The organism is Allobosea sp. R86505, from assembly GCF_042466375.1.
GTDB lineage: Bacteria > Pseudomonadota > Alphaproteobacteria > Rhizobiales > Beijerinckiaceae > Allobosea.
The window spans coordinates 4586848-4613494 of record NZ_JAXHPY010000001.1 but is presented as its reverse complement, the minus strand read 5'-3'; the positions used below and the strand labels follow the sequence as shown (position 1 = coordinate 4613494).

At 65.8% G+C, this 26647-nt stretch carries 21 protein-coding genes; 18 read left to right on the top strand and 3 right to left on the bottom strand.

The window, feature by feature from the left end; all coding sequences use genetic code 11:
• Positions 1-5: 5 nt before the first annotated feature.
• From SJY11_RS22210 to SJY11_RS22200, 3 genes are all read right to left on the bottom strand, one after another.
• Entirely contained in the window at positions 6-1073 is a 1068-nt protein-coding gene (locus tag SJY11_RS22210) for a pentapeptide repeat-containing protein (protein WP_376988908.1), read from the bottom strand.
• On the bottom strand, positions 1063-4047 hold the full coding sequence (locus SJY11_RS22205) for a DUF2169 family type VI secretion system accessory protein (protein WP_376988907.1): 2985 nt from the start codon (positions 4045-4047) through the stop codon (positions 1063-1065). Before SJY11_RS22205 ends, SJY11_RS22210 begins: the two co-directional genes overlap by 11 nt.
• Before the next feature lie 91 nt (positions 4048-4138).
• On the bottom strand, positions 4139-4771 hold the full coding sequence (locus tag SJY11_RS22200; RefSeq protein ID WP_376988906.1) for an OmpA family protein: 633 nt from the start codon (positions 4769-4771) through the stop codon (positions 4139-4141).
• A gap of 266 nt (positions 4772-5037) precedes the next feature.
• Here SJY11_RS22200 and SJY11_RS22195 point away from each other — a divergent pair, with 266 nt between their 5' ends.
• From SJY11_RS22195 to SJY11_RS22110, 18 genes are all read left to right on the top strand, one after another.
• Positions 5038-5595, top strand: coding sequence for a c-type cytochrome (locus SJY11_RS22195; protein WP_376988905.1), 558 nt, complete (start codon positions 5038-5040; stop codon positions 5593-5595).
• Positions 5595-6716, top strand: a complete 1122-nt coding sequence (locus SJY11_RS22190; protein ID WP_376988904.1) for a hypothetical protein — start codon at positions 5595-5597, stop codon at positions 6714-6716. The genes SJY11_RS22195 and SJY11_RS22190 overlap by 1 nt, the downstream gene beginning before the upstream one ends.
• 39 nt (positions 6717-6755) lie before the next feature.
• Entirely contained in the window at positions 6756-7880 is a 1125-nt protein-coding gene (locus SJY11_RS22185; protein ID WP_376988903.1) for a cytochrome-c peroxidase, read from the top strand.
• Positions 7877-8206, top strand: coding sequence for a plastocyanin/azurin family copper-binding protein (locus SJY11_RS22180; RefSeq protein ID WP_376988902.1), 330 nt, complete (start codon positions 7877-7879; stop codon positions 8204-8206). Before SJY11_RS22185 ends, SJY11_RS22180 begins: the two co-directional genes overlap by 4 nt.
• A 121-nt stretch (positions 8207-8327) precedes the next feature.
• Complete coding sequence (locus SJY11_RS22175; protein ID WP_376988901.1) at positions 8328-9977, top strand: PP2C family protein-serine/threonine phosphatase; 1650 nt, start codon at positions 8328-8330, stop codon at positions 9975-9977.
• Positions 9978-10140: 163 nt separating this feature from the next.
• Positions 10141-11808, top strand: a complete 1668-nt coding sequence (gene tssA / locus SJY11_RS22170) for a type VI secretion system protein TssA (RefSeq protein ID WP_376988899.1) — start codon at positions 10141-10143, stop codon at positions 11806-11808.
• 48 nt (positions 11809-11856) lie between these two features.
• The gene (gene tssB, locus SJY11_RS22165; protein ID WP_376988898.1) at positions 11857-12360 is read left to right on the top strand and encodes a type VI secretion system contractile sheath small subunit; all 504 of its coding nucleotides are present in this window, start codon (positions 11857-11859) and stop codon (positions 12358-12360) included.
• 25 nt (positions 12361-12385) lie between these two features.
• Entirely contained in the window at positions 12386-13870 is a 1485-nt protein-coding gene (gene tssC, locus SJY11_RS22160; protein ID WP_376988897.1) for a type VI secretion system contractile sheath large subunit, read from the top strand.
• A gap of 142 nt (positions 13871-14012) precedes the next feature.
• Positions 14013-14429: a type VI secretion system baseplate subunit TssE gene (gene tssE, locus SJY11_RS22155; RefSeq protein ID WP_376988896.1), complete on the top strand. Its 417-nt coding sequence runs from the start codon at positions 14013-14015 to the stop codon at positions 14427-14429.
• Positions 14430-14433: 4 nt separating this feature from the next.
• Positions 14434-16182, top strand: coding sequence for a type VI secretion system baseplate subunit TssF (gene tssF, locus SJY11_RS22150; RefSeq protein WP_376988895.1), 1749 nt, complete (start codon positions 14434-14436; stop codon positions 16180-16182).
• Complete coding sequence (gene tssG, locus SJY11_RS22145; protein ID WP_376988894.1) at positions 16146-17126, top strand: type VI secretion system baseplate subunit TssG; 981 nt, start codon at positions 16146-16148, stop codon at positions 17124-17126. The genes tssF and tssG overlap by 37 nt, the downstream gene beginning before the upstream one ends.
• A gap of 136 nt (positions 17127-17262) precedes the next feature.
• Entirely contained in the window at positions 17263-18744 is a 1482-nt protein-coding gene (gene tagH / locus SJY11_RS22140; RefSeq protein WP_376989393.1) for a type VI secretion system-associated FHA domain protein TagH, read from the top strand.
• Complete coding sequence (gene tssJ / locus SJY11_RS22135) at positions 18744-19241, top strand: type VI secretion system lipoprotein TssJ (RefSeq protein WP_376988892.1); 498 nt, start codon at positions 18744-18746, stop codon at positions 19239-19241. Before tagH ends, tssJ begins: the two co-directional genes overlap by 1 nt.
• Positions 19242-19317: 76 nt before the next feature.
• Positions 19318-20649, top strand: coding sequence for a type VI secretion system baseplate subunit TssK (gene tssK, locus SJY11_RS22130; RefSeq protein ID WP_376988891.1), 1332 nt, complete (start codon positions 19318-19320; stop codon positions 20647-20649).
• Positions 20646-21626, top strand: coding sequence for a type IVB secretion system protein IcmH/DotU (gene icmH / locus SJY11_RS22125; protein ID WP_376988890.1), 981 nt, complete (start codon positions 20646-20648; stop codon positions 21624-21626). The genes tssK and icmH overlap by 4 nt, the downstream gene beginning before the upstream one ends.
• The gene (gene tssM, locus SJY11_RS22120; protein ID WP_376988889.1) at positions 21623-25207 is read left to right on the top strand and encodes a type VI secretion system membrane subunit TssM; all 3585 of its coding nucleotides are present in this window, start codon (positions 21623-21625) and stop codon (positions 25205-25207) included. Before icmH ends, tssM begins: the two co-directional genes overlap by 4 nt.
• Complete coding sequence (gene tagF, locus SJY11_RS22115) at positions 25207-25935, top strand: type VI secretion system-associated protein TagF (protein ID WP_376988888.1); 729 nt, start codon at positions 25207-25209, stop codon at positions 25933-25935. The genes tssM and tagF overlap by 1 nt, the downstream gene beginning before the upstream one ends.
• The gene (locus tag SJY11_RS22110; protein ID WP_376988886.1) at positions 25932-26633 is read left to right on the top strand and encodes a PP2C family protein-serine/threonine phosphatase; all 702 of its coding nucleotides are present in this window, start codon (positions 25932-25934) and stop codon (positions 26631-26633) included. Before tagF ends, SJY11_RS22110 begins: the two co-directional genes overlap by 4 nt.
• Positions 26634-26647 lie beyond the last annotated feature (14 nt).

Sequence of the window (26647 nt, the reverse complement as noted above, 5' to 3'; positions counted from 1 at the left end):
GCCTCTCAAGCGCGGCGCGCGACGCGGCGCGGTTCATAGAGATCGGCCACGGCGCGGGCCGGGTCGGTCGGCAGGGTCGAGCCGCTGGCATGGGTGAAGAGGGTGCCGTCGGTCGTGGCGCCGTGCAGGCTGGTCCGGTGGAAGCGGGCGTTCGTGAACGAGGCGGCGTCCAGCGTGGCATAGCTGAACTGGGCGAAATCCAGCCGCGCCCGCTCGAAACGCGCCGCCGTGCAATCGGCCTGCTCGACAATCGCATTGGTCAGGATGGCACGGTTCAGATTGGCGCCCCGCGTTTTCGCGCCGCTCAGATTGGCCGAAGTGAGATCGGCACCTTCGAGATTGGCGCCGGTGAGATCGGCCCCGATCATCAGCGCCATCGTCAGGTTGCAGCCCGACAGATCGGCCTGGCGCAGATCGGCCTCCATGAAGAGGCCCTGGGAGAGATCCACGCCCGACAGATTGCAGCCGGCCAGTTTCGCCTTCATCAGATTGGCGCGCGCCAGCCGCAGCGCCCGCAGATCGCGCCCCGACAGATCCGCGTCCATGATGACCATCGTGTCGACGTCCAGTCCGTCGAGGCCGGCCTCGCGCAGATCGCCCTTGGTCATGGTGAAGCCGCGCAACACTGCCCGTGTCAGATCGATCCGGGTGACGACGCTTTCGACGATCGCTGTGGTCGCCAATCTGGCCCCGGTCAGGCGGGCATCGGACAGATCGACATCGGCGAAGGCGCATGTCTCCATTACCGCCTCACCGAAATCGGCCTGCTGCAGGTTGCAGCGCCCGAGCTGGACGCCGTTCAACCGAGCCCGCCCGAAGCGCGCTCTCGGCAGCGCTGACGAGACGAACTGGCAACCGTCGAGCATCGCCTCCGTGAAGTCCGTCTCTGCCAAGTTACATTGGGCGAATTGCAGCTTCCGGAGGGTCGCGCCGCGGAAGCGCGCGCCGCCGAAGTCGCAATTGACCAGCATGCCGCCCTCCAGCGACACCCCGGCCAGATCGCATCCGGCGAGGGGCGCGCCCTCGATCGGCAGGTCCAGCGCGATCCGCTCGATGAGATCGTCAAGCCGCATCGGTTGCCACTCCGAAGATCGTCTTGTCGAGATTGGAGCGCGACAGGTCGGCGCCGGGCATGACGGCGTCGGTCAGGTCGCAGCCATAGAGATTGGCGCTGCGCAGTCGCGCGCCCGAAAAGTCGGTTCGGCGAGCCTGGGCGTTGAACAGATTGGCGCCGAAAAGATCGGCCTGCGCCAGCTTGGCTTTGGTCAGCACCGACTGCTTGAACGAACCCAGCCGCAGACTGGCTCCGGTCAGATCGGCTTCGCCGAAATCGACCCGGTTGAAGCTCGCCCCGATGAAGCTCGCGCCCGCCAACCGCGCCTGCCGGAATGCGCCGTTCATGCCCGAGGCGTCGTCGAAGCGCGCCGCCGTGAGATCGCAGCCGGCGTGGAAGCCGCATTGCTGCAGGCTCGCGCCACTGAAATCGGCCCTCGGCGCATTGACCTTCACCGCGGAGAGTTTGAACGCGCGCATGCCGCGGGCGACAAGTCCGGGCGCCTCGACCTCGACGAAGGAGCAACTGTCGAGCACGGCCTGGCTCAGATCGATGCGCGCCATCGACAGCCGCAGCGCGACGACCTGTTTCATCTGGGCGCCCACCAGCCGGACGTCGCTGAGATCGCTCTCGATAAAATTGATGTCCTCCAGCAGGGCGCCGGAGAGGTCCGCGCCCGCAAGATTGATCTTGAGCAGCTGGGCCTTGGTCAGATCGGCACGCACGAACCTCGCCCCGCGCGCATCGGCACTCCCGAGATTGGCCTCGGACAGAACAGCGCCGGAGAAATTCGTCTCGCGCAGATCGGCGCCCGCAAACACCGCCTTGCCGCAGCGCGCGCCGGTGAAATCCGCGCCGCGCAGATCGCAACGCTCGAAGAAGGCGCCTGTCAGGTCGAGCCCGGCGAAGCTCTGGCCGGCGAGCGCGGCGCCGGCCATGTCGCGGCCTGCCAGTGAGGCCGTTCGCGCTTCGGTGATGACGACCGCGCCGAAGCGTGCCGCCACCTCGGGCGAGAGCGGTTGAACCGGAAAGACCGGCTCGGGGGCCAGCTGACGCATCGAGGCGATGCCTTCGCGGATGTCGGGCTCGATGTCGCCCAGCCGCGCGCTGGCCTGGGTCAGGGAGGCGCGCGCATCGGGCTCGCCGGCGGCAGCCGCGGGCAATGCCTTGTCGCCAGCCAGATCGTCGAGAAGAGCGTCGAGCGATGCGCCTGGAGCGGAGAGGCCGGGGAAGGCCGTTGCGATCCTGGCCATCGCAGCCGGGTTCTCCGGGGGCGGCGGCCGGGGCGGCAGTCCGGTCATCGGGGTTTCGTCGAGCGGCGCATCGGGGGGGGCGGGCTCGGTTAACACCGGCGGATCGACAACCGCTCCGAGCGCCTGCTCGATGCCGCCATGAGCCGGGCCCAGCAGCCGGAATTCGGGCAGGTCGAAGAATCGGCCTGAGGCCTCGCGCAGGCTCTGCTCGTCATCGGGCGTGGAGGACGGCATGACGAAATCGGCGGGAAGACTGACCTGATCGGCCAAAGTCACCGGCTCCGGCAGGTTGAGCGTCGCCAACAGCGTGTCGATCTCGCTGAGGTCGCCCGATTGGCGGAAACGCGCGACCGCCTGAACCTGATCGCCCGCCCTGGCGGCGGCCTGATCGGCCATCGCTGTCATTTTCGCGTTGAGCGTATCGATGCCTTCGAACAGCTCGGCGAAGTCGATCTCGCCGCTCTCGATCTCATCGGGAGTCGGCATCAGGAAAGGCATGGGCTCGGGCTCAGGCAAGACCGGCATGAAATGCGGCGGCAGACCCGCCTTGGCGAGTGCGTCGCGGACCACCAGTTCCTGCGCGCGCCGCGACTTCTCCATCTGCGCCGCAGCGTGCGCCTTGCGCGCGGCGAGGCGTGCCGCCAGCAGCGACGGGTCGGGCTCCGGCGACAATTGCCGGTCGGCCAGGATGTATTTGAAACTCTGCTCCGGATCGGTCCGCAGCCGGAACACCTCGAGATAATGTGCCATGGGGCGCGGCGCGTCGGACAGCCGCTCATAGGCGAGCATCACATGCGTCGCGTCGTCGCCCTCGACATCGGCCACTGGACAGGCGCCGCGATAGACCAGCACGCCCTTGCCGGCACTGGGGAACAGCCAGACCGTGTCGATCACACTGGGCAGTTCGACCAGCCCGTCGGGCTGACCGGTCTGTCTGACGAAGATGCGCACGCGCAGTCCCGGCAAGGTGCTGGCGATCTCCGGCCGTTGCGCCTGGAAACCGGCGACCCGGAACGGTTCGTCGCCCGCGAAGTAACCCGGGATTCGCTGATCATCCGCTGCAACGCAGAACAAGTGGGGGTCGGCATCCCGGGCCAGGCCCGGAAAATCATGTTTGAGCCACTGATCGTCGTAAGTACCAGCAAGCGCCCTGCGTGACGGGTGGGCCGGGTCGAGGGGGCCCGGCCGGACCGGCGGGGGCTGATCCGAAACCAAGCGAATGAGCCTGCGGGCATCCTCGACGTTCGGCAGCAGCACGATCTCGCCCGCCTCAACGCGGCGTTCCGCCTCGAAGCCGCGTCCGGCGGCGTTGTCGGGATGCCCCGGCCCGCCGAAGGCGCGCTCAGGTACCAGCGGCATTTCCACGAACGGCTTGGGCTCGGTGAACACCACGCCACCGGCGGCCGGGCGCCAGGCCCGGTCGCCGAAGACCGCGATCCGCTTGCGCATCGGCCCTACGGCGACATCGACGGCCATCGCGCCCACTGGCTCGCCCTGCGGCGCCATCGCCCGGCCGGCGAACAGCACTTCGCCGCAGGGCTTGGGCATCGCCATGTCAAAGATCGCGCCGGGCGGCATTTCCCTGATCGCCATCGGCCAGAGCGCCGTATCGAACTCGAAATCCGTTGGATCGGCCAGCGAGAACAGCCCCAAAGCCGACACGATGAGGCTGGCCTGCGGGCCGCGCCGCTCGACCTTCGTCAAGATGCCGAGCTTCCTGGGCTTGATGATCGTCGGCATGGCGGCGGAACGGGTTCGACGTCAGGGAGATCGACGCTAGGTCGCCGAGTTGACAGTCTAACGACGACGGCGCCCACAATCCGCCCGTCGGCTAATCCCCCCGCGTCACCAGGATCTCGATCCGCCGGTTCCTGGCGCGGCCCTCCGCCGAGCCGTTGTCGGCGATCGGCTCGGACGCCCCGCGCCCGTCGGTAGCAATCCGTGCGCCGTCCGTCAGGGCGCCGCGCAACAGACCCGCGACCGCCTCGGCGCGGGCCAACGACAGGGCTTGATTGTCGCGATGAGGGCCGCCGCCGCCCAAGGCCTGGTCGTCGGTGTGCCCGACGATCCGAATCGGGCCCTTCTCACCTTCGACGGTTTCGGCGATGCGCCGCGCCACCGGAACGAAGCCCGGCAGGACGGCAGCCTGGCCGGAATTGAAGGTGATCAGATTGCCGACCCTGATCGCGATCCAGCCGCCGAACGGATCGACCGTGACGCTGCCCGCCTTGATCTCGGCATCGAGGGCCGCACGGATGCGCTCGAGTTGGCTGAGCCGCGGCTCCGGGGGCGGCGGGGGCGCCACGATCTTCTGCACCATCACGGGTTGCGGTTTTGGCGCCGGCTGCAGCAGCGCCATGAGCCAGGGAAGCAGGAAGGTCAGGGCGACCAGTCCGGCGATCAGGGCAGCGCTGTAAAGGCCGATCTGGACGAGCTTCGACCTGACCTGGGCATCGTTCGGCATGACCCGCATCTCCCGAATCCGCATGGCGCCGTTGCTGCGGACGTCACGGACAACGTTACGACAGGCGCATGACAACCCTCCGACGGGCCCAAGGGCGGATGGTTCCGGGAAGCCGCGGCGGGTGCGCGCCGCGACGGCTGCAACATTACGGTTAAACAGCCCTGCTACGGCCAGCCCATGTCGCGCTTGCTCGCGGCGTCACGGTGGGGATGTCCCGATCGAGGGCCCTGTCGTTCCCTTCAAACGGTTGAGAAGGCCGCGCGGGTTTGTCGGATCAAAAGGTCGGAGCCGGTTTCGATCTCGGCACTGCGCGGGCGGATGCATCGCGCGTGACCGCCGGGCTGTTGTCACTAGGGGGGATGATCTTACTGGTCCTCGCAGCCGGGATCATTCTGACGCAGCGCCACAAGGACCCGCCGGTCCGCCTGATCGTTCAGGCCAGTCATCCGCAATTGGAGGCGGGTTTTGCCCTGTATCGGGCCCATTGCGCGATGTGCCACGGCGCCTTTCTGGGCGGCGCGCCAGGCTGGCGCGCCGATCCCACCCTCGCGCCTGCGCTCAACGAAACCGGTCATGCCTTCAATCACACCGATCTCGAGCTGTTCCGCCGCGTTGCACAAGGTGTCCGGGGCAAGGACGGGCAGATCGTCATGCCGGCCTTTGGCGGCGTGCTGTCAGACGACGAGATCGTGACACTGCTGTCCTACATCGCCGCTTGGTGGCCCGATGAGGTCCAGCGCAGTCGGGTGGCTCCGGGGTGGGTCGATCCAGCGATCTGCGGTCCGGGCACGACGCCCTCAAGACGATCGGCGGATGAGACCTGATGACGCAGGGCTCACCGCGCGGCCTTTGCCGCGCCAGGATCAAAATCGAACGGAGGGCCTCGCGGCTTGACTGGCCTGCGCAGGGATGGCGCCGAATTCTGAGTGGCTGCGCGGCCCTCGCGGTCCTGATACCTTCGAGCGCGCAGGCGCATGTCAAATGGTTCGCACCCTACGATGTGGCAGCCAACCCTACGCCCCTACCGGATGTCTTTTCGCCGAGTTTCTTGCTGCTACTGGCCGGCAGCACCGTTCTGATAATGCTGATCGGCCTCGGCGACCGCGTCATCGCGGGTGCCTTCGGCGACGATCCACTGAAGGAACGCGTTGCGGCACTGAAACCGCGATTGCCAGACGTCATTCGGATCATGCTGGGTGCGTTTTTACTCTGCCTCTGGCTGAAGGGCGGGATCATCCTGACGCCGGAGCTGACAACCACAAGCGAATCGATATCCTGGTTCCAGCTGTTCCTCGCCATGTCGACAGCGAGTTGGCGGACGAGTTGGATCGCCGGACTGGGCATCGTCGTTCTTTACGCGATAGCGGTGGCGAATTACGGCCTGTTCCACCTCCTCGACTACCCGCTTTTTCTCGGCATCGCTGCTTATCTGATCATTCATTCGCTCAGGGTCGAGCGCTTGCTCCCTTATGCGCTGTCCATTCTCTATGTTTCCATGGCTGTGACGTTGCTGTGGGCCTCGATCGAAAAATGGGCTTTCGCGTCGTGGACGCTGCCCTTGCTCAGGCAGCATGAGCGCATCACACTCGGCATCGAGCACGGGCTGTACATGCAATTAGCCGGCTTTGTCGAATTCGTCACCGCGTTTCTCTTGCTTTATGGCAAAACCAGTCAGCGACTTGCTGCTTTGACATTGTTTGTTATTTTCATCGCGGCCATCGTCGATTTCGGCAAGATCGACGCCGTTGGGCATTCGATGATCATCGCGTCTCTGGCCGTGATGGTGATCCATGGCAATACGCGGGTGAACGTGGCGCTGTTGAACCGGATTCCGTCGCCGACGGTCAGTGCGCTCGAATTGGGCATGACCTATCTCGGTTTTGTTCTGCTCTTCTTCACTTTCTACTACGTCGCACACGGTATTTTTTACGGCAGCCTGAATTAGGCGGAAACAGCGGCTTCGGAGACCATGAGACGACCGACCATGAGCGCAACGCGGCAGAATCGAACGAGCCCGATCCGGCGCGCGGCTGGTCTTGGCTGTGCCCTTGTAATTTCTCTGCTCGCCGGCTGCGCGACCTTGGAACAGGTGCTCGAACCGTCGGATCCGGCGCAGGTTGAGGTCTCGGCTCTTTCGGCCGAAGCCCGCGAGCAACGCGCCCGTGCACAGGCTCGCCGCCCAAACACAGCAGCCTTGCGAGCCGCCTATCGCCGCCCCGCAGTGCTGCCAGTCAGTGCGGCTGCACGCCCCGAGGTCGCCGTGCTCGGCGAGAAGCTGTTCCGGACCCGCGAATTGTCGCACCAGCGCAATGTCGCCTGCCTGAGCTGTCATTTGCCAGACGCTGCCTGGGCCGATCTGAAAGCGAAGCCAGCCGCCGACAACGGCGCACCGATGATGCGCCGATCCCAGACCCTCTACGACGTCGCCTGGCAGAGTGTCTTTCTCTGGGACGGCCGGCAAGATTCACTCGAAGGCGTCGTCAAGGGCGCCGTGGCCTCGCCCGATATCATGGGGCTCTCGCTCGACAGCATGGTGCAGAGACTGACATTCAGCGACGAATTTTCTGCGGATTTCAGCCGTGTCTATCCGGATATCGGCGCCACGCCCGAGACAGTCGCCGACGCACTGTCGGCCTTCATGCGCACCATCCGCTCGCCCGCAACCCGCTTCGACCGCTGGATTGCGGGCGACGACAAGGCGCTTTCGGTGTCGGAACTTCGCGGCTTCCAGCTGTTCAACGGCAAGGCGAATTGCGTCGCCTGCCATTCCGGTTGGCGGCTGACCGATGACGGTTTCCGCGATATCGGCCTGCCCGCCACAAGCGACCGCGGTCGGGGGCGCATCAAACCGCAGATCGAGAGCCTCGCCTTTGCGTTCAGAACGCCGACACTGCGTGGCGTCGCCGATCGGCCGCCCTACATGCATGACGGTTCGCTGCGCAGCCTGGAGGCCGTCGTCGAGCACTATGACCGCGGCGGCATTCAACGTCCGAGCCTGTCGCCGGACATGTTTCCGCTCGGTTTGAACGCGCAGGAGAAGGGCGACCTCGTCGCCTTCATGCGGTCCCTGTCGGCCACCCCGAAGACACCGGAGAGACGATCGCCATGACCCGAACCCTGCTTGTCGTCTGTCTGATCTGCGGCTTGCCCTTCGCGCCGATGCTGTCGCCTGCAGCGGCTCGCGAAATTCTCGTCACGCAGAAGGGCCAGCAGTTTACGCCCAAGGCCCTGACCCTCGCGGTGGGCGACGAGATCGTTTTCGTGAACGATGACACCGGCACACACAACGTCTTCTCCGAGAGCCCCGCCAATACATTCGACCTGAAGGCGCAGCGCCCCGGAACGCGCACCAAGGTCGCCTTTCCGAAGGCCGGCCAGGTCGATGTGCGCTGCGCGATTCATCCGTCGATGCGCTTGATTGTCGACGTGAAATAACGGGCGACGCGCGCGCAGCGGCCGAGCGTCGCGGCGCATGGCGCTGCTGGCATGCGTGGAACTGTCACATTCTTCCGGTCCTGTGGCGGCCTGCAGCGAGCCATGGGAATTGTCGGTGAAAATGACGGTCAAGCGCAAACTCTACGGTCTGGCCGCGCTCGGCATCTTCATCGCGGCCCTGGTCGCTGCCGTCGCTGTCTACAGCGTCGTTTCGATGTCGCGCGCCAGCCATTCGATTTTCGACAACGCCCTGCTGGTCAACAAGAACGTCTCGGCGCTCGTGGTCATGTTCGAGCAGAGCCGTTCGCTACTGCGCAGCGTCTCGCCGGATGCGGGCCAACAAGCGATCGCGTCGACGTTTGCAGCCTTCGACGCGATCGACCAGAAACTCGCCGACACCAGCATCGACGTCTTCCGGTCGATCACCAATGAGGGGGTGCGTGCCGTCGTGACCTCGTTCATCGACAGTCTCGACCAGTCGAGACAGGTTTCGCAGAGCATCTTCAAGGCGTGGCTCGCGGGCGACCGGGCGGGCGCTGCGATCATGCTCAACGTCGACGATGCCCGCAATGAAGCGGCGATTCGCGAAAAACTGACGATCCTGACCAATTTCGTCGACAAACTGGCTGCAGATGATCTCGCCGAACTCGAACGGACGCAGCACGCCACAATCGTCGTCGCGGTCGCGGTCGCGGCCGTGATGCCTTTCCTGATCTATCTCGCCTTTCTGGTGGCACGGCAGATCGCGCTGCCGATCACCGCGCTGACGCTGGCCGCGCGCAAGGTCGAGCGACGCAAGTTCAAGCCCGAGATGATCTCGCATGTCGTCAGCCAGCGCAACGAACTCGGTGCGCTCGCGCGTGTCTTCCAGGCGATGGCCATCGACGTCCAGAGGCGCCAGGAGGAACTTGAAGCTGAGGTCCAGGCCCGCACGCGCGATCTCGAGACCAAGAATCTCCAACTCGAGACCTCGCAACAGCGCATGGAAACCGAACTCGACATCGCCCGCTCGTTGCAGGGCGCCATGCTGCCCCAGCGCATGCCCAAGCATCCAAGCTATTCCGGCCGTGCGATCATGCGGCCGGCGCGCGAACTCGGCGGCGACTTCTACGACTTCTTCATCATCGGCGAGGACCAGATCGGTCTCGTGATCGCCGACGTGTCCGGCAAGGGCGTGCCGGCCGCCTTCTTCATGGCGATCTCTCGAACGATCCTTCAGGCCAGCGCGCGCGAGGGGCGCTCGGCCGGTGATTGCCTCGCCGAAACCAACACCATCCTGTGCGAGCAGAACCCGCTCGAAATGTTCGTCACCGTTTTCTACGGCATTCTCAACCTCCGTACTGGCGTGATGAGCTACGCCAATGGGGGTCACAATCCTCCGGTCGTGGTGCATCACGATGGGGCGGTCACGACTCTGCCGCAGACCGGCGGCATGGCGATGGGGATCATGCCGGGGCTGACTTACGAGGAAGGCGCGATCTCGCTCGAGGCCGGCGACACGCTGTTCCTCTACACGGACGGCATTTCCGAGGCGATGGACATGGAGGGCCGCGAATTCACAGTCGAAAGGCTGCTGGAATCGCTGGGCGCCTCACATCGCCAGTCGCTCGATATCGTCGTCACCAGCGTCACCGATGCGGTCAGCCGGTTCGTCGGCGACGCCCCTCAGCATGACGACATGACGTATCTCGTGGTGCGCTACAAAGGTTCGCCCGATACCATCGACAGCGGCAACATTGGGGTTCTCCAGCACAGCGCAGCGGCCGCCTGAGCGAAAGACGCCGCGGCGAGGACGGCCCCGGGAAGCGCCACACAGACCAAGCCGGTCATCCATGTAGGATCGTCACCCAAGGGTCATCGAAGCTTCAAGAAGCGACGTCAACACTGCTTCTCGGCGAGGGCTGCAGGCCAGCGGCCGATGTCCAAGAGCGTCGATGTCCCAGGCAAACCATCCCTTCTTCGACCCCCGCATGGCGATCGGCGCTGCGCCCGTTCCGGGCGACCGGCCGGCCGGCGCAGACCCGCGCGGCGGCGCCGAATTCGAGGAACTCGAAGCCGAGATGCGGCGGATGGAGACTGACGGTCCCCTTGCCGTCAATTGGCGGCAGGTCATCGCGCTGTCGAGCGGTATCATCGAGACACGCGGCAAGGATCTGCTGATTGGCGCCTGGCTGACCTATGGCCTGACCCGCGAGGAAAAGTTGCATGGGCTCTCGGTGGGGCTCGGCATCCTCAAGGGCATGGTCGCCGAGCACTGGGAACAGATGCAGCCGCCGGCGGCGCGCGAGCGCGCCCGGGTCGGAATTCTGGAATGGCTCGTCGGACGCGCCACGCCGCTCTGCGAGAGCGAGGTTCAGGAGAACGATTGGCTGGCTGCGCTCTATGCCTATGACGCGCTGAGTGAGATCGACGCGCTCATGAGCAAGCGTCTCACGAAGGAGCAGGTCGCCCTGGGTGAACTGATGCGGGCGCTGCGGCCTCTGCGGGATACAGCCCGGCGTGGTCTCGAGGAAAGGGCCAAGCAAGCCCAGGCAGAGGCTGAAGCGAGGGGGCTTGAAGCCAAGGCTGAGGAAGAGCGGACCGCGCAGGTAACCGACGCGCGCCCCGATGCGCCACAGCCTGATCCGCCCCAGCCGGGCACTTCGGCGCAAGCGGCCTCCAATCCGGTCGCGAGCGCTGCCACACCGGCCTCCGCACCGGTCGCTGCCGCCGCGATCGATCTCGCCGTGATCGACCAGTTGCCAGACAGCCTGCGCAGCCTGTCGACGGCGCTGATCGCCCGAAACCCAGCCGATCCTCGCGCCTATCTGCTGTCGCGAATAGCCTCCTGGTGGCGTATCCGTCAGTTGCCGCCGAATGAGGGAGGCCGTACCGGCGCCATGCCGCCGGTCGAGGAGATGGCGACGGTCGCAGCGTTGCGACAGGGCGGACAGAACGAAGAGGCGCTGCGTGCCCTCAACGATCTGGTCTGGACGGCACCGTTCTGGTTCGAGGGGCATCGCCTGACGGCGGAGATCCTGGCGGCGCTCGGCCCTGCGCATGCCGATGCGCAGGCGACGGTCGCCGGCGCGATGAACCTGCTTTTCCGGCGCTTCCCGGCGCTGCTCGGTTTCAGCTTCTCCGACGGCAAGCCCTTCGCCGATCCGGCGACCCGCGACTGGATCGCCGAAAATGGCGGCGGTGGCGGGACGACCACAACGAGCGACCCGCTCGACCGCGTCGTCGCGGAGGCCCGCGCACTGGTCGCTGGCGGCAAGGCGCCCGATGCCATCGAGATGCTGGCGGGGCTCACCCGCGGCGAGATCGGTGGTCGTGCCCGCCTGTTGCGCCAGATCGCTCAGGCCCGCTTCTGCCTCGATGTCGGGCTGATAGCGCCGGCATTGCCGCTGCTCGATCATCTCGAAGCGATGCTCAATTCGCATGATCTCGAAGCCTGGGAGCCCGCCTTGGCCGTTCAGGTCGCCGAACTTCGCTTCCGGGCGCTCACCCATGCCGATGCGTCGCGTCTGGTCGTCGAGGAGCGCCGCAGGAATGCCTTGGAGGAGACGAGGCTGCGCCTCGTTCGCCTCGACCTCGCGACGGCTGCGAGACTGTTCCGCTGACGAGTGTTTGGCCCGACGCAAACCGTCGGAAAGCTGGGGAGAATTGAGATGGCGAAGGAAGTTTCGGTGGCTCCGAAAGAGCGCGTCAACATCAAGTTCAAGCCCTCGACCGGGAATGTGAAGGAAGAGGTCGAACTGCCGCTCAAGCTCCTGATGGTCGGCGATTTCACCGGCCGGCCGGACGACCGCACGGTCGAGGAACGGCCGCTCGCCGATATCAACAAGGACAATTTCGACGACGTGCTGAAGGGGCATGAGCTCAAGCTGGATCTCTCGGTCAGCAACAAGCTCGAGGACGCGGCCGATGCGCCCGACGTCAAGGTCAATCTGTCTTTCAACAAGCTGAAGGATTTCGAGCCGGAGCAGGTCGCGCGGCAGGTCCCTGAGCTGCGCAAGCTGCTCGAACTCCGCGAGGCGCTCGTCGCCATGAAGGGTCCGCTCGGCAATGTGCCGGCCTTCCGCAAGGCCATTCAGAGCGTGCTCGAGGACGAAGGTGCCCGCGAGCGCCTGCTCCAGGAACTGACCGGCCCGGCGCCGGACAAGACCACCTGATGCTCCGGAAACGCAGGGAACAGCCATGAACAACCCGCAGCTTCAGACGACCGACGACGCTCAGACCGTCACGACCGAGCTCTCGCTTCTCGATCAGATCCTCGGCGAGACCAAGCTCGCGCCGAGCGACGAGGGCTATGACGTCGCCCGCCGCGGCGTCGCCGCCTTCATTGCCGAGCTGATGCAGCCGGCGCGCAAGGACGAGAAGATCAACAATGCCGTCATCGACCAGATGCTGGCGACGATCGACCAGAAGATGTCGGCGCAGCTCGACACGATCCTGCACGACGAGTCGTTCCAGAAGCTGGAATCGGCCTGGCGCGGACTGAAATTCGTCGTCGATCGTACGGATTTCCGCCAGAACATCCGCATCGAGGTGCTCAACGCCTCGAAGGACGAGCTTCTCGCGGATTTCGAGGACAGCCCGGAGGTCGTCAAATCCGGTCTCTACAAGCACATCTACTCGGCCGAGTTCGGCCAGTTCGGCGGCAAACCCTATGGTGCCGTCGTCGCCAATTACGAGATGTCTGCCGGTCCGCAGGACGTCAAGTTGATGCAGTTCATGTCGAGCGTCGGCGCGATCTCGCATGCGCCGGTCATCGCTTCGGCCGGCCCGAAGATGTTCGGCTGCGAGAAATACGAGGATATCGCCAACCTCAAGGATCTGGAATCGATCTTCGAGGGACCGAAGTATGCCAAGTGGAACGCCTTCCGCGAAACCGAGGATGCGCGCTATCTGGCGCTGACCGTGCCGCGCTTCCTGCTGCGCGTGCCTTATGGTCCCGACACCGTGCCGGTGAAGTCGTTCAACTATCAGGAGACGACAGCCGGTGACACCGATCGCTATCTCTGGGGCAATGCCGCCTATACCTTCGCGACGCGTCTGACGGACTCCTTTGCGCAGTATCGCTGGTGCCCCAACATCATCGGGCCGCAGTCGGGCGGCGCCGTCGAAAACCTGCCGATCCACACCTTCGAATCGATGGGGCAGGTCCAGTCCAAGGTGCCGACCGAGGTTCTGGTCACCGACCGTCGTGAATACGAGCTGGCCGAGCAGGGCTTCATCGCGCTGACAATGCGCAAGGGCAGCGACAATGCCGCCTTCTTCTCGGCGAATTCGGTGCAGAAGCCGAAGAATTTCGGCAATACGCCCGAAGGCAAGCAGGCGGAGCTGAACTACAAGCTCGGCACGCAGCTGCCCTATATGATGATGATCAACCGCCTGGCGCACTACATCAAGGTGCTGCAGCGGGAGAACATCGGCTCCTGGAAGAGCCGCGAGGAGCTGCAGGACGAGCTCTCCAAATGGATCAGTCAGTATGTCGCCGATCAGGACAATCCGTCGGCGGAGGTCCGCTCCCGCAGGCCGCTGCGCAAGGCCGAGATCCGGGTCGAGGATGTCGAGGGCGAGCCGGGCTGGTATCGTGTCGCGATGGCCGTGGTGCCGCACTTCAAGTACATGGGCGCCGATTTCACGCTCTCCCTGAAGGGCAAGCTCGACAAGCAGTGAGAGCTGTCCTCACCACGTCGCCAGGGCCGGGACCCGTCAGGGGCCCGGCTCGACGCCGCCGGCGCGCCGGTCGCAGCAAAGCGCGCCTTGATGGGCTCGCGGTCGTCGCGGCTGGTGGCGCTGGCGGCGAAAGGGCAGGGCGATGACATCGAGGAGTCTCTTCGAACGGCTGGAAGCCGCAACGGATGCGCCTCCGGTCGCCAGCGGCGAAGTCGATCGATGGGCTGTCGCCGATAGCGTTCTGGCCAATGTCAGGCGCATTCTGAACGCGCGGCAGGGTTGCTGCGAGACGAGGCCCGATTTCGGCATGCCCGATCTCAACGACATCTCGCGCGAGGCGTCCGAGACGATCCCCGCGATCGCGCGCGCGGTGAAGCTGCAGCTGGAAACCTTCGAGCCCCGCCTGTCGCAGGTCGTCGTCCGGCCGCTGCCCGACGTCGACCGGCCGGGTGACTTCGCCTTTGCCGTCAGCGCGGTGGTGCGCGTCGGCGATGGCGGAGAGGCCATGAAATTCGACACGGTGCTGGGCAGCGACCGGCAAATGCGATTGCGGAGCTGACGCTGTGTCCCTCAACGCATACTACGAAGACGAACTCTCCTATCTGCGCGAGCTTGGGCCAGAGTTCGCGCATGCCAACCCCAAGCTGGCCGGCTTCCTCGCCCGCGAAGCCAATGACCCGGATGTGGAGCGGCTGCTGGAAGGCTTCGCCTTCCTCGTCGCGCGTCTGCGCCAGAAGCTCGAAGACGAGATGCCGGAGCTGGTCCATGGCCTGATCCGGCTGCTCTGGCCGCATTATCTGAGGCCGGTGCCACCGCTCAGCGTGGTCGCGTTCGCGCCGGCCGCGGGTGGCGGTCAGACCAGCGTGAGGGTCGCGGCCGGCACCGGCTTGGCATCACGCCCGATCGAAGGCGTGTCCTGCCGCTTTCGCACCTGTTATCCCGTCGATGTCCTTCCCTTCACCATCGCGAAAACCGAGAGCGACAACCGGCCGACCTCGGCGCGCCTCTCGCTGACGCTTCAGGCGGTCGGCCGTGGCACGCTGCAGGCGCTCGAGGGCGGGCGCATCCGGCTGTTCTTCAACACGGAACGCGAGCCGCAGACGGGCCGCACGCTGCTGCTCTGGCTGTCGCGGTCGCTCAGGAGCATCACAGCGACGACGGAAAGCGGAGAGAACTTCACCCTGCCTCCCGATTCGATCCGCCCTGTCGGCTTCGATAACACCGAGGGCGTGCTCCCCTATCCCGCCAACGCCTTCATAGGCTTCCGCCACATCCAGGAGTATCTCGCCTTTCCGGCGAAGTTCCTGTTCGTCGACCTCGTCAATCTCGCCCCGCTCGCGCGATTCTCCGGACGTCAGGTCACGTTGACATTCGAATTCTCCCGCCCGTTCCCGGACCAAACCCGGATCACGGAAGGCCACATCCGGCTCAACTGTACGCCCGTCGTCAACCTCTTTGCACATGACGCCCATCCGCTGCGGATCGACCGTGCCCGCAGCGAGTACCGGATCATGGCCGGCGGCCAGATCGGCGCTGCGATCTACAGCGTCGACAAGGTCACGGGCTATGTCCAGGGCCGGCCCGAGCGGCTCGAATACGATGCCTTCGAGGCCTTTCGCCACGACGTCCCCGGCGCGGATGTCCAGACGCCATTCTACCGCGAGAGGCTAAGGCCAGCGACGGTGGGGCGCGGCGTCGACCATTATCTGTCCTTCGTTTCGCGCTTGGACAAGGCGGTGAACCCGCCAGCCGAGATCATCTCGATTGCCCTGACCTGCAGCAATGGAGCGTTGGCCGAACGCCTCGCAATTGGCGCGATCGATCAGCCGACCTCGGACACGCCGGCGACCGTCACCTTCGCCAACATCATGACGGTGACGCCGCAGACCCCGCCGCCGATCGGTGAGAATCTGCTCTGGCGGCTGATCTCCAATCTGGCGCGCAATTTCGGCTCGATGGTCGATGTCGGCGCGCTGCGGACCATCATCGCGAGCTATGACTTTCGCGCCGTCCACGACAGCCAGGCGCGCCGACGGCTCGAACTGCTGCTCGAGGCGCTCGAGCGCTTCGATTCGAGCATCGAGGACGGGGTTTTGCGCGGCACGCCGGTGCGCGTGCGCAAGATCACGCTGTCCGTCGCTGAGAGCAAGATCGGCGGCGAGGCCGAACTCTATCTGCTGGGCTCGGTGCTCGAACAGTTCTTCAGCGTCTATGCCAGCATCAACAGCCTGCACCGCTTCGCGATCCAGGGCACAGAAAGCAAGGTCGACTACCGATGGCCGCTGCGAACGGGGACGACGAGCGCGATCTGAGCCGGATCGAGCCGCTCGACGCTGCTGCGATCCAGTTCTACGAACTTTGCCTCAGGCTCGAGGAGATGTTCCCTCAGCCCGGCGGCATCGGTGCGACCGGCGTGCCCTCCCGCGAAACCGTGCGCTTCCGTGCCAATCCGACCCTGGGCTTTCCGGCCGAGGAGGTCGCGGCCGTCAGACTGCCGCAGGACCCAGGCGATCCCGTTGTCGTCGTCGCCAATCTGCTCGGCTTGCACGGCCCGGCCTCGCCTCTGCCTCCAGCCTTCACAGAGCGCATCATCTTTGCTGAAGACAGCGGCGCACTGAAGGACTTCTCGGACTTCTTCAACCACCGGCTGCTGGCGCTCCTGTTTCGCGTCTGGAAGCACTACCGCCACCACAGCCGCTACGTCCCGGGTGCGTCGGATGCGATCTCGGCCGCAGTCACCGCTCTTTTCGGCATGTATGGCGCCAGCGCAGACGAGGCGCGGCCCGCCCGCGCGCTGCTGCTGCCCTATGCGGGAACGTTGGCGCTCTACAGCCACTCCGCGCCGATCGTGGCCGGCGTCATCAGGCATTACTTCGGCATTCCCTGCACGATCGAGGAGTTCGTTCCGCGCGAGATCATCATCCCGCCGGAGGACCGTTTCACCCTTGGGGTGGCCCATGGCGAACTCGGTATCGGCACGATCTGCGGCGAAAACATGCGCGACGTCATGGGCAAATTCCGGATTCGACTGGGACCGCTGACGGCGGCGCAATGCGCGAGTTTGCTGCCCGGAGAGACGGCGCATGAAACGCTGCAGGAATTGGTCAGGCTTTCGATCCGAGAGCCCTGCGACTGGGACCATGCCTATGTTCTGGCGCCAGGCGAGGCTGCACCCGCCCGGTTGGGCGACTGGCGGCTGGGCTGGTCGGGATGGCTCGATCCCGATCCGGCATCCGAGATCGAATTCGTCATATGAGAGACTGGCCCGTCACATCTTTGTTGTCCGGCTATCGCAGAAATCGGCGTGCTTGGGGGACGAAGACGCGGTTACGCGAGCGGTTTCGTTTGCGTCTGTGCGCTGGGCGGGGATGAGGATGAGACTGTTGCTGACCGTGCTCGGACCACAACGCAGCACGCTCGGAGACCGGTCGAGCCACGTTTTCGAAATGAGCGGCGGCACCATCGGCCGCAGCGCCTCCTGTGACTGGTCCTTGCCGAATGCCAGCAATACCCTATCGGCCCGGCACGCCGCGATTTCCCACAATGGACATGGCTTTGTGGTCACCGACACCAGTACAAACGGTGTCTATGTGAATACGGTCGACGCCCCGCTCGGCCGCGACCAGAGCCATGCGCTCACGAATGGCGATATGCTCTACATCGCCGACTACGTGTTGTCGGTGGCGGTTCTCAAGGAGCCGCCGCCGGTCTCTGCGGAGCCCCCCCTTCGGCAAGCGCTGCCGGCGCCACCCCTTGTGCCGCTCGTCGCCTCGCCCTTGCCGCAGGCTGCCTCATCCGTCTCGCCGGGCGCGCTAGCGACAGGCTTCGCCTTGCCGCCCGATATCGATTTTGGTCTGCCGGTGCCTCCTCCCCGGGCCAACCCAGTGGGTTCGGCCTTCCCGTCATCAATGGCGTCGCCGATGTCCATCGCCTTCGGATCACCTGAAAATCCGACGGCCGAGCGGTCATCTCCCACATCGGCATTCATTCCGGACGACTTCGATTTCAGCGATCTCGCGCCCCGAAAGTCCGTGCCGCTCCCCCCGGCCCAGTGGCCGGTTTCTCCCGCGCAGCCGGTGCCCCCCGTCGCGGTAGAGCCGGCTGCGAATGCACCTGAAGCTTCTTCGCCATCATTCGATCCGCTGGCCTTGCTGCGCCAGCGCGCGATCGCGCGCGCCGCATCGATCGACCTCTCGCCTGCGACCGGCGAGACTGCTCCCCTCGCCCCGCGTCAGGGCGGACCCGCTCTCGGCGACGTCGCCCTGCCCGGAAGTCGCGGTGGTTCGCCGGCTTCTGATGCTGCGGCGTTTTGGTCGGCGCTCGGGCTCGATCTGGACGCGATCCCCGCCGCCTCGCGCCAGCGGCTCCTCGGCGAACTCGGCGCTGCGCTGCGTGAAATGGCGGCCGGGCTGGTGATGGTGTTGTCGGCCCGCAAGTCGATGAAGGACGAATTCCGGATCGACCAGACCCGCCTGGCGCCGCAGGAAAACAACCCATTCAAGTTCTTTCGCGACGGGGACGAGGCGCTGCGGCGCGTTCTGGTCGAAGGCAAGCCGGGCTACCTGCCGATCGACCAGGCGGTTCGGCAGTGCTTCGAGGACATCAAATCTCATGAGATCGCCACCGCGATGGCGATGCAGAACGCACTCGGTGCTCTGATCGCGCGTCTGTCGCCGGCTGCCATCGGGAACAATGTCGAACCAGGACTGCTCGGGCGCAAGCCGGATCGTTCTCGCCTCTGGGACCACTACACCGAGGCCCATGCGGAAATTGCCGCCGATCTCGATCGGACCATGCGGACACTGCTGGCTGACGAGTTCACTCTTGCCTACGCCCAGCTGGCTCAAGCCGACGGCAAGGGAGGACCGCAGTGATGCGGGCGACCCGGCGGACGGCGCTGGCCTGGTTGTTGGGGGTTTCAGGCGTCGGCGGCTGCGCCGGGGGCGCCCCGACCGTGAAGACGACGGCGCTGGAATTCGGCATCGAGGCCGATCAGGAGATCAACATCAACACCAATGGCGAACCGTCGCCCGTGGTGCTGCGGGTCTACGAGCTCAAGACGAAATCCGCCTTCGAACAGGCGAGCTTCTTCGAGCTGCTCGACAGCGACACCGCCAAACTGGGAGCCGACCTGGTCGCCAAGCGGGAATTCGAGGTCAAGCCGGGCGAGAAATCGAGCTTCAAACGCGATTCCCCGACTGACGCCAAACATATCGGTGTGATCGCCGGATTCCGCGAGATCGAGACGGCGCAATGGCGCGCGGTGATCGATATCGTCCCCGATCGTGACAATGCCTTTGTCATCCAGGTGACGGCGCTGGCGGTCAAAATCACCCTGACGCGCGCCTCACGTAGCTTCGGCATGTTCTGATCATGACCCGCGCTTTGCTCAGGTCGGATGGGTCTGCCGAGGCGTGTGCCGGCACAACAGTGGAAAGCCTCCGCAGATGACCCTGGTCAGCAAGCCACTCTGGTCGGAAGGCATGTTGATCCGACCCCAGCATTTCCAGCAATATGACCGCTGGATCGAGCACGTCCTCGAAGGGCGCTCTGCTGGCATGACGGCCTTTGGCTGGGGCTTGCGCTCTCTGGTTCTCGCGGATGAGTTGCTTCCGCTCGGGCGGATCGGCATCGCCCGCATCCGGGCGGTGATGCCGGACGGTGCGGTGCTCGACGACACGTCGCAAGCGCCTTTCGAGGCGCGCGCCGTACCGCCGAACCTCAAGAATGCGCTGGTCAAGGTGGCGCTTCCCGTCCGGGCGCTCGACGGGGCCGAGATCGGCGCGGTGGGTCGGCGCCGCTATGACCCGGTCGAGCAATCCATGCGCGACACGACGGCGCCTGAGCGAGGCAGCGTGGTGCTGCGTGTGGCACGCCTGGCGCCGCGCATTCTGATCGAAGGCGAATCCGAAGACGACCTCGTGACGCTGCCAGTGGCGCGCATTCGCGAGGTGGATGCGGCCGGCGCGATCCTGCTCGACGAAAACTACGTTCCGCCCTGCCTCAACTTCCACGCCTCGCCGAGGCTGCTGCGGATCGTCAACGAGATCCGTTCGTTGCTGCGCAGCCGGGCCGAGGCTTTGGCGGGCCAGACCGACCCGGCGCAGGCTACCGCCGAAAGTGGCGGTCTCATCGATTTGCTGATCCTTTCGATCGTCAATGGTCAGGAGGCGATTTTCGATCACTTCGCCGCGACGCCGGGTCTCCATCCCGAGACGGTCTACCGTGGCAGCGTCGCGCTGGCGGGGACCTTGTCGAGCTTCACCAGCGGGCGCAGGCGGGGGGCCGATTTTCCGGCCTATAATCACCTCGACCTCGACGCCGCCTTCGCTCCCGTTCTCGACCAGCTGCGGCAGTTGCTGGCAACCCTTGTCGAGCGCAACGCCGTCGCTCTGCCGTTGCAGGACCGCGGCTATGGCATCCGCCTGTCGACGATCGCCGACCGCACCTTGTTCCAGGACGGCCGCTTTATCCTGATCGCGACAGCGAGCATTCCGACGGAAAGCCTGCGCAGCCAACTGCCGATCGCGATGAAGATCGGCTCGGTCGAGCAGATCCGCGACCTCGTCAATCTGCAATTGCCTGGCATACCGCTGCGGGCCTTGCCGGTCGCACCGCGCGAATTGCCCTTCCTCCAGGGCGGCGTCTATTTCGAGCTCGACCAGAACGTGGAACTCTGGCGCAATCTGACCCGCTCGGCCGCGGTCGCCCTCCATGTCAGCGGCGACTACGCCGATCTCCATCTCGAGTTCTGGGCGATCCGCGGGAAGAAATCGTGAAGCCGACGCCCGACCCGAGCCTGGATGCGCCAACGGTGGTCGGCCACAAGCCGGCCGGATTGCTCCAGCCGCGTGCTGCGCCGCCCCCCGCCTATGACCTGCCGACGACGCCGATCATGCCGCCGCGACCGGCGCAGCCGCCCTCTGCCGCGCCCCTTGCGAGCGACCGTGCGGCCAGCCCTCCCGGCGGCGACATCGTCGCACGTCCGCCGCGGAGCGTCGTCGCATCACGGGAGGCCGGCAAGGATACGGCTCTGCAACTCGCCAGCGAGCCAACCGCTCCCGCCGACGCGATCGTAGCCGCGGCCAGCCGCCTGCTGGTGCTCGTCGCGCAGCTGCGCGACTCGGTGGAATTCGCCGATGTCGCGACACTGCGTGCGGAGGTGGTCAGCCAGGTCCAGCAGTTCGAGGAACTGGCGGTCAAATACGGGGCCGCGGCGGGCGACATCACCGCCGCTCGTTACATCCTCTGCTCGCTCATCGACGAGACGGTGATGACGACGCCCTGGGGCAGCGCCAGCACCTGGAGCACCAGCTCGCTGCTCAATCGCTTCCACAACGAGACCTGGGGGGGCGAAAAGGTCTTCGCAATTCTCAACCGGGTCAAAAGCGAGCCCCGGAAGAACCTGCCGCTGCTGAAGCTGATGAACCTCGTGCTGCTCCTCGGCTTCGAGGGCATGCATCGCGTCCTCGACAACGGCCGTGAGCGTCTGGCCGATCTGCGCGACGAGGTCGGGACGCTGGTCGCACAGCATTCACCGCCGCCACCGTCCGAACTGTCCGCGGAATGGCGCGGTGTCAGCGGCCAGAAGACGCTGCGCAGCTTCGTACCGCTCTGGGTCGTCTTTGCAGTGACCGGTTTTTTGCTCGTCTGCATCTATAGCTATCAGCATTATCGGTTGAGCGGCCATCTCACACCCGTCGTCGAGCAGTTGCGTGGGCTGGCGACCTCGGTATCGCCGGGGGCAACGCCGTGATCCGCTCCTTCGCGCTCGGGTTCCTCAGCCTGCGCGGTCTGGTGACCCTGCTCGGGCTTGCGGCGCTCTGTGTTCTGATCTGGTTCGCGGGCCCCTATCTCGTGCTGGGTGGCGCAGCGCCGCTGGCGCCGATCGAGAACCGGATCTCCGCCATCGTCCTGCTGCTGGCCTCGCTGTTTGCCATCGGACTGCTGCGACTCTTCCTCGCCAGGCGCGCCAATGCGCGCATGATCAAATCCCTTCTCGATACCGAAGGTCTGGCGTCGATGGCCGACAGCGGCGGGGTCGAGGAGGTCGCGATCATTCGCGAGCGCTTCGAAGGGGCGCTCGGTGCGCTGCGCGAGACCATTTTCGCGGGCAAGAAGGGCAATGGCTATCTCTTCGAGTTGCCCTGGTACGTCATCATCGGCCCGCCCGGCGCCGGAAAGACGACCATTCTGAAGAATTCGGGGCTGGATTTTCCCCTGGCCGGGAAGTTCGGCAACGACCCTGTGGCCGGGCTCGGCGGCACCCGCCATTGCGACTGGTGGTTCACAGAGCAGGCGGTGCTGATCGACACCGCTGGTCGCTACACCACGCAAGACAGCGGCAATGCCGTCGATCGCGCGGCCTGGCGCGGCTTTCTCAACCTGCTGAAGACGCATCGCAGCCGGCGGCCTCTCAACGGCATCATTCTGGCGATCAGCTTGTCAGATGTCCTGCTGCAGAGCGAAGCGGAGCGGAAGCGTCATATCGCGGCCTTGCGCGCGCGCCTGCAGGAGCTCACCCAGACCTTCGGATTGGAGCTGCCGACCTATCTCGTCATCACGAAATGCGATCTCGTCGCCGGCTTCACCGAGTTCTTCGACGGTATGGCGGAAGCGCCGCGCGGCCAGGTCTGGGGCATGACCTTGCCGGTCGATCCGTCCGCCACCGCAAAACTGGCGGAGACCTTCGACCATAACTTCCGCGGCCTGGCCGAGCGGCTGGAACTGCTGATGCCCGAACGCGCCCATGCCGAGCGCAGTCTGAGCCGGCGAGGGCGAATCTTTATCTTCCCCAAGGAATTCGCCAGCCTGCGTCGGGATCTCGGGAGCTTCGTCCATGAGGTGTTCAAGCCGAGCCGGTTCGAAGCTCATTGCAAGCTGCGCGGGATCTACTTTACCAGCGGCACGCAGGAGGGCACGCCGATCGATCGCGTGCTGGCGGCTCTTGGCCGCAGCTTCGGCCTATCGGGCGCGCAGCGAGCGCCGTTCTCGGGCCAGGGCAAAGCCTTCTTCATCAACCGCCTGCTGACCGATGTCGTCTTCGAGGAGCAGGGACTGGTCGGCGTCGACCGCAAACTCGAGCGCCGATTGGTGATGGCTCAGAGCGCGGGCTACGCTGTCGCGCTCGCGCTCCTGATCGGATTTTCGCTGTTGTGGTGGGGGGCCGCCAGCCGCAGCGATGCGCGCATCGTCGCCACGGCGGAAGCGGCGACGTTGGCCCAGGCGCGTATTTCAGAGATTGGGCCGCGGCCGACCGTGGCCTCGCTGCTGCCGGCCCTGAACGCGATCGAGCTAGTGCGGGAGGCAACCGGGCGCAGTGGCTTCTTCGCCTGGCTCGATGGCATCGGTCTCGCTGCCACGCCGACGCTCGCGCCGCTGGCCGACGAGATCCGCGACAAGATGCTCATTGAGCGGCTGTTGCCCGCGCTTGCGACGCGCATCGCGGAACGCCTGAACGGGCTAATCCAGGTTGGTGCCGACACCGAGGCGGTCCGCGACCTGTTGCGCAGCTATCTCATGCTCGGGGATCCGGCGCGTTTCGACCGCGCTGCGATCCTCAAGACCGCCCGTGAGGAGACCCAGCTCGCCTTTCCGGTCGATCGCACCAAGGCCGCCGAGTTGTTCGGCCATGTCGAGCGGATGGCAAGCCTTCTGCCGCGCACGATGATCCTCGACCCCCGGCTGGTCGACTATGTCAGGTCGCGGCTGACGCGCACGCCACGCACCGAGCAGGTCTATGCCCGCCTGCTGCGCGAAGCGGCCCAGAATCCGCGGCTGCGCCCGGTCAACCTGTCGTCGGTGGTGGGCCCGGGAGCCCTCCAGATCGCCTCGGCCCGGAGCAGCGAGGCGGTCTCGATCATTCCCTCGGCCTTCACGCGGGAGGGGTTCTACGAATTCGTGCTGCCGCGCCTGCCGCTCCTGATCCGGGAGGAACTCGGCGTCGATTGGGTGACCGGCGGCGACCAGCCCGGGGACAGTGTCGTCCAGGGCATCGCGCGTGAGGTGATGGACCGATATGTCGCCGATTATACCCGCGCCTGGCAGGCTGCGATCGCGAATGTTTCGCTGGTGCCGTTCACCGACATGCAGCGCGGTCTGGCCGCGGTGCAGGCCCTGGCCGCCGCCAACTCGCCCTTGGAGCGGCTCGTCGGCGTGGTGCGCACCAACACCGAATTGCCGCTCCCGGGCGAACAAGCCGCGGCTGCAGCCGGCGCGGCGACGCCGGCCCCCGTTGCCGCCGTCGGCGGTGGGCTGATCGCCGCAGCAGCGAGCAGCGCGGCCAATGCGGGGGTCGCTGCCGTTCTCGGCGACGCGCCCTGGCCGGGTACTGCGATCGGGGCGCCGTTTCGGCCGTTGGTCGAGCTCGTCGCGCCGACCGGCGGTGCCCAGCCCGGGATGGCGCGGGTGCGAGAGCTCTTCGGCGGCGTCTATGGCGCCATCAGCAATGTCGCGAATGCGCCCGATCCGCGCCAGGCGGCCTATCAGCTCGTCGTCCGCCGCAAGGACCAGGGCAGCACGGATGCCTTCGCCCAGCTGCGTGCCGACTCCGCCTTGCGCCCGGATCCGGTCCGCAGCGTGATGCGCGACGTCGCCAATTCGAGTGGCAATGCAATGCTCACCCAGTCTCTGGGTTACGTCAACGAAGCTTGGCGGCGCGACATTCTCCCCGTTTGCCAGGGCGCGCTCGATCAGCGCTATCCGATGTTCGGCGACGCCCGCGAGGAGGTCTCCCTCCGAGATTTCAGCGATTTCTTCCGTCCCGGTGGACTGATCGACGAGTTTTTTCAGAAGTTCATGTCGCCCTTCGTGCTCAACCAGCGCAGCGGCTACTCTCCCGCGATCGTGGACGGGACGGCACTGCCCCTGCGCAGCGAGGCGCTGCAGCAGTTCAACCGCGCCCGCATGATCCGGGCCGCTTTCTTCACCGGAACCGGCGCAGCACCCTCGGTGAAGTTCAGCCTGCGCCCCGTCTTCCTGGATTCTCGCCTCTTGCGCGCGACCATGTCGATCGACGGTCGCGATCTGATCTACCGCCACGAGGCGCCGCGGTCCTACGATCTCGAATGGCCGACGCGCAGCGACGCCAGCAGCGTCGCCGTGACGCTGACCGATCTCGTCGGCAAGGATACACGCGTCGAACGGACCGGCGCCTGGGCGCTGTTTCGCATGATCGACGGGGCGAGCCTCGCCGCTCGAGGCGGAGCCGATCGCTTCGGCATTACCATCGCCAACGAGGCCGGCGCCCGGGTCATCTACCAGTTGCGCGCCGCCAGCATCAACAACCCGTTCAGCCTCGGGGTGCTGCGTGCCTTCCGCTGCCCCGATTCGCTGTGATGAACCCGCCCGTCTTCGGCCTGTTCGGAAAATTGCCGTGGGAGGGCGACTTCATCCAGCGCGGCCTGCCCGGCCGCTTTGTCCGGCCCTGGGACGCGTGGCTGTCGCAGGGCCTCATCGAAAGTCGGGATGCGCTGGGCGAAGCCTGGGCCGATGCCTATCTGCTCAGCCCGCCCTGGCGTTTCGTGATCGAGCCCGGCATCATCGACGAGAGCGGCTGGAGCGGTGTGCTGGTCAGCTCGATTGACCGCGTCCGCCGGTATTTTCCGCTGACGCTGGCGCTGGAACGGCCCGCCGACGCGGCAGGATCGTCGCAGCCTCTTGATCTCGAACCTCTGCTTGGAAGGCTGGAAGCGGCCGCGCTCGGGATGATCGCGACCCAGCAACCGATTGAGACCATGCTGGCGCAGACCAGCCGGCAGGTCGAGGCCGACCTTGCCGCCATCGCCGAGGCGCGGCCGCAGAGCTTCGTCTTTCGGGACGGTTCGCAGGCCGACACGCAGCTCATGGTCGGGACGGCCGGATCGATATCGATTCTGCCGGCGCTCGCTGCGAAGAGGACCGCAACGGAGGGATGCAGCCTCTGGTGGCATGATCGCTGGAACCAGCACGCCCCGGTGGCGCTCCGCTGCCAGGGGCTGCCCTCGCCCGCAACCTTTGCCGGCTTTCTCGATGGCGACTGGCCGCGCCATGGCTGGACCCGCAGCAGCGGAGAACTGCAGCCATGACGGCCGGGACCGACCTGGCGGAGATCTGGGAGACGTCCGCCGCGACCCATCAGGGCCCCCATCATCCGCAGAATCAGGATGCATTCTCGGCCTGGCGCGAGGCCGGGCTTTTTGCCGTGGCCGACGGCATGGGCGGCCATGCCGCCGGCGATCTCGCCAGCCAGTCGATCGTCGAAATCCTGCGGGCGGTGGTCGAGCCGGGAGCGACGCTTGCCGTCCGGGTCGCGCTGGCGGAAGAGGCGATCGAGGCCGTGAATGGCGCGCTGCGCGCCAGGGCCGCAAGTTCGCTCCATAAGGACATCATCGGCTCGACCGTTGCGGTCGCGCTGGTGGGTGAGGGTATGGCGGTCAGTCTCTGGGTCGGCGATTCCCGCGTCTACCGCTTCAGCGGCGGGCGTTTGTCGCAACTGACGCGCGACCATTCGCTGGCCGAGGAAGAGGACAGTGGCAACAGCCATGTCCTGACGCGTGCGGTCGGCTCGGCCGCCCAGGTCGAGATCGAGCGCGCCGTCACCGAGATCCATCCGGGCGATACGCTCCTCGTTTGCAGCGACGGCCTGAACAAGGCCCTGAGCGATGAGGACATCGCCGGCTTTCTGAGCGAGCCACTATCGGGCCTCGCCGAGCGCCTGGTCGCCCGTGCGATCGTGGCCGGCGGACGCGACGACATCACCGCCGTCATCGCACGCTGTCGCTGACGACCGGCAGCGCA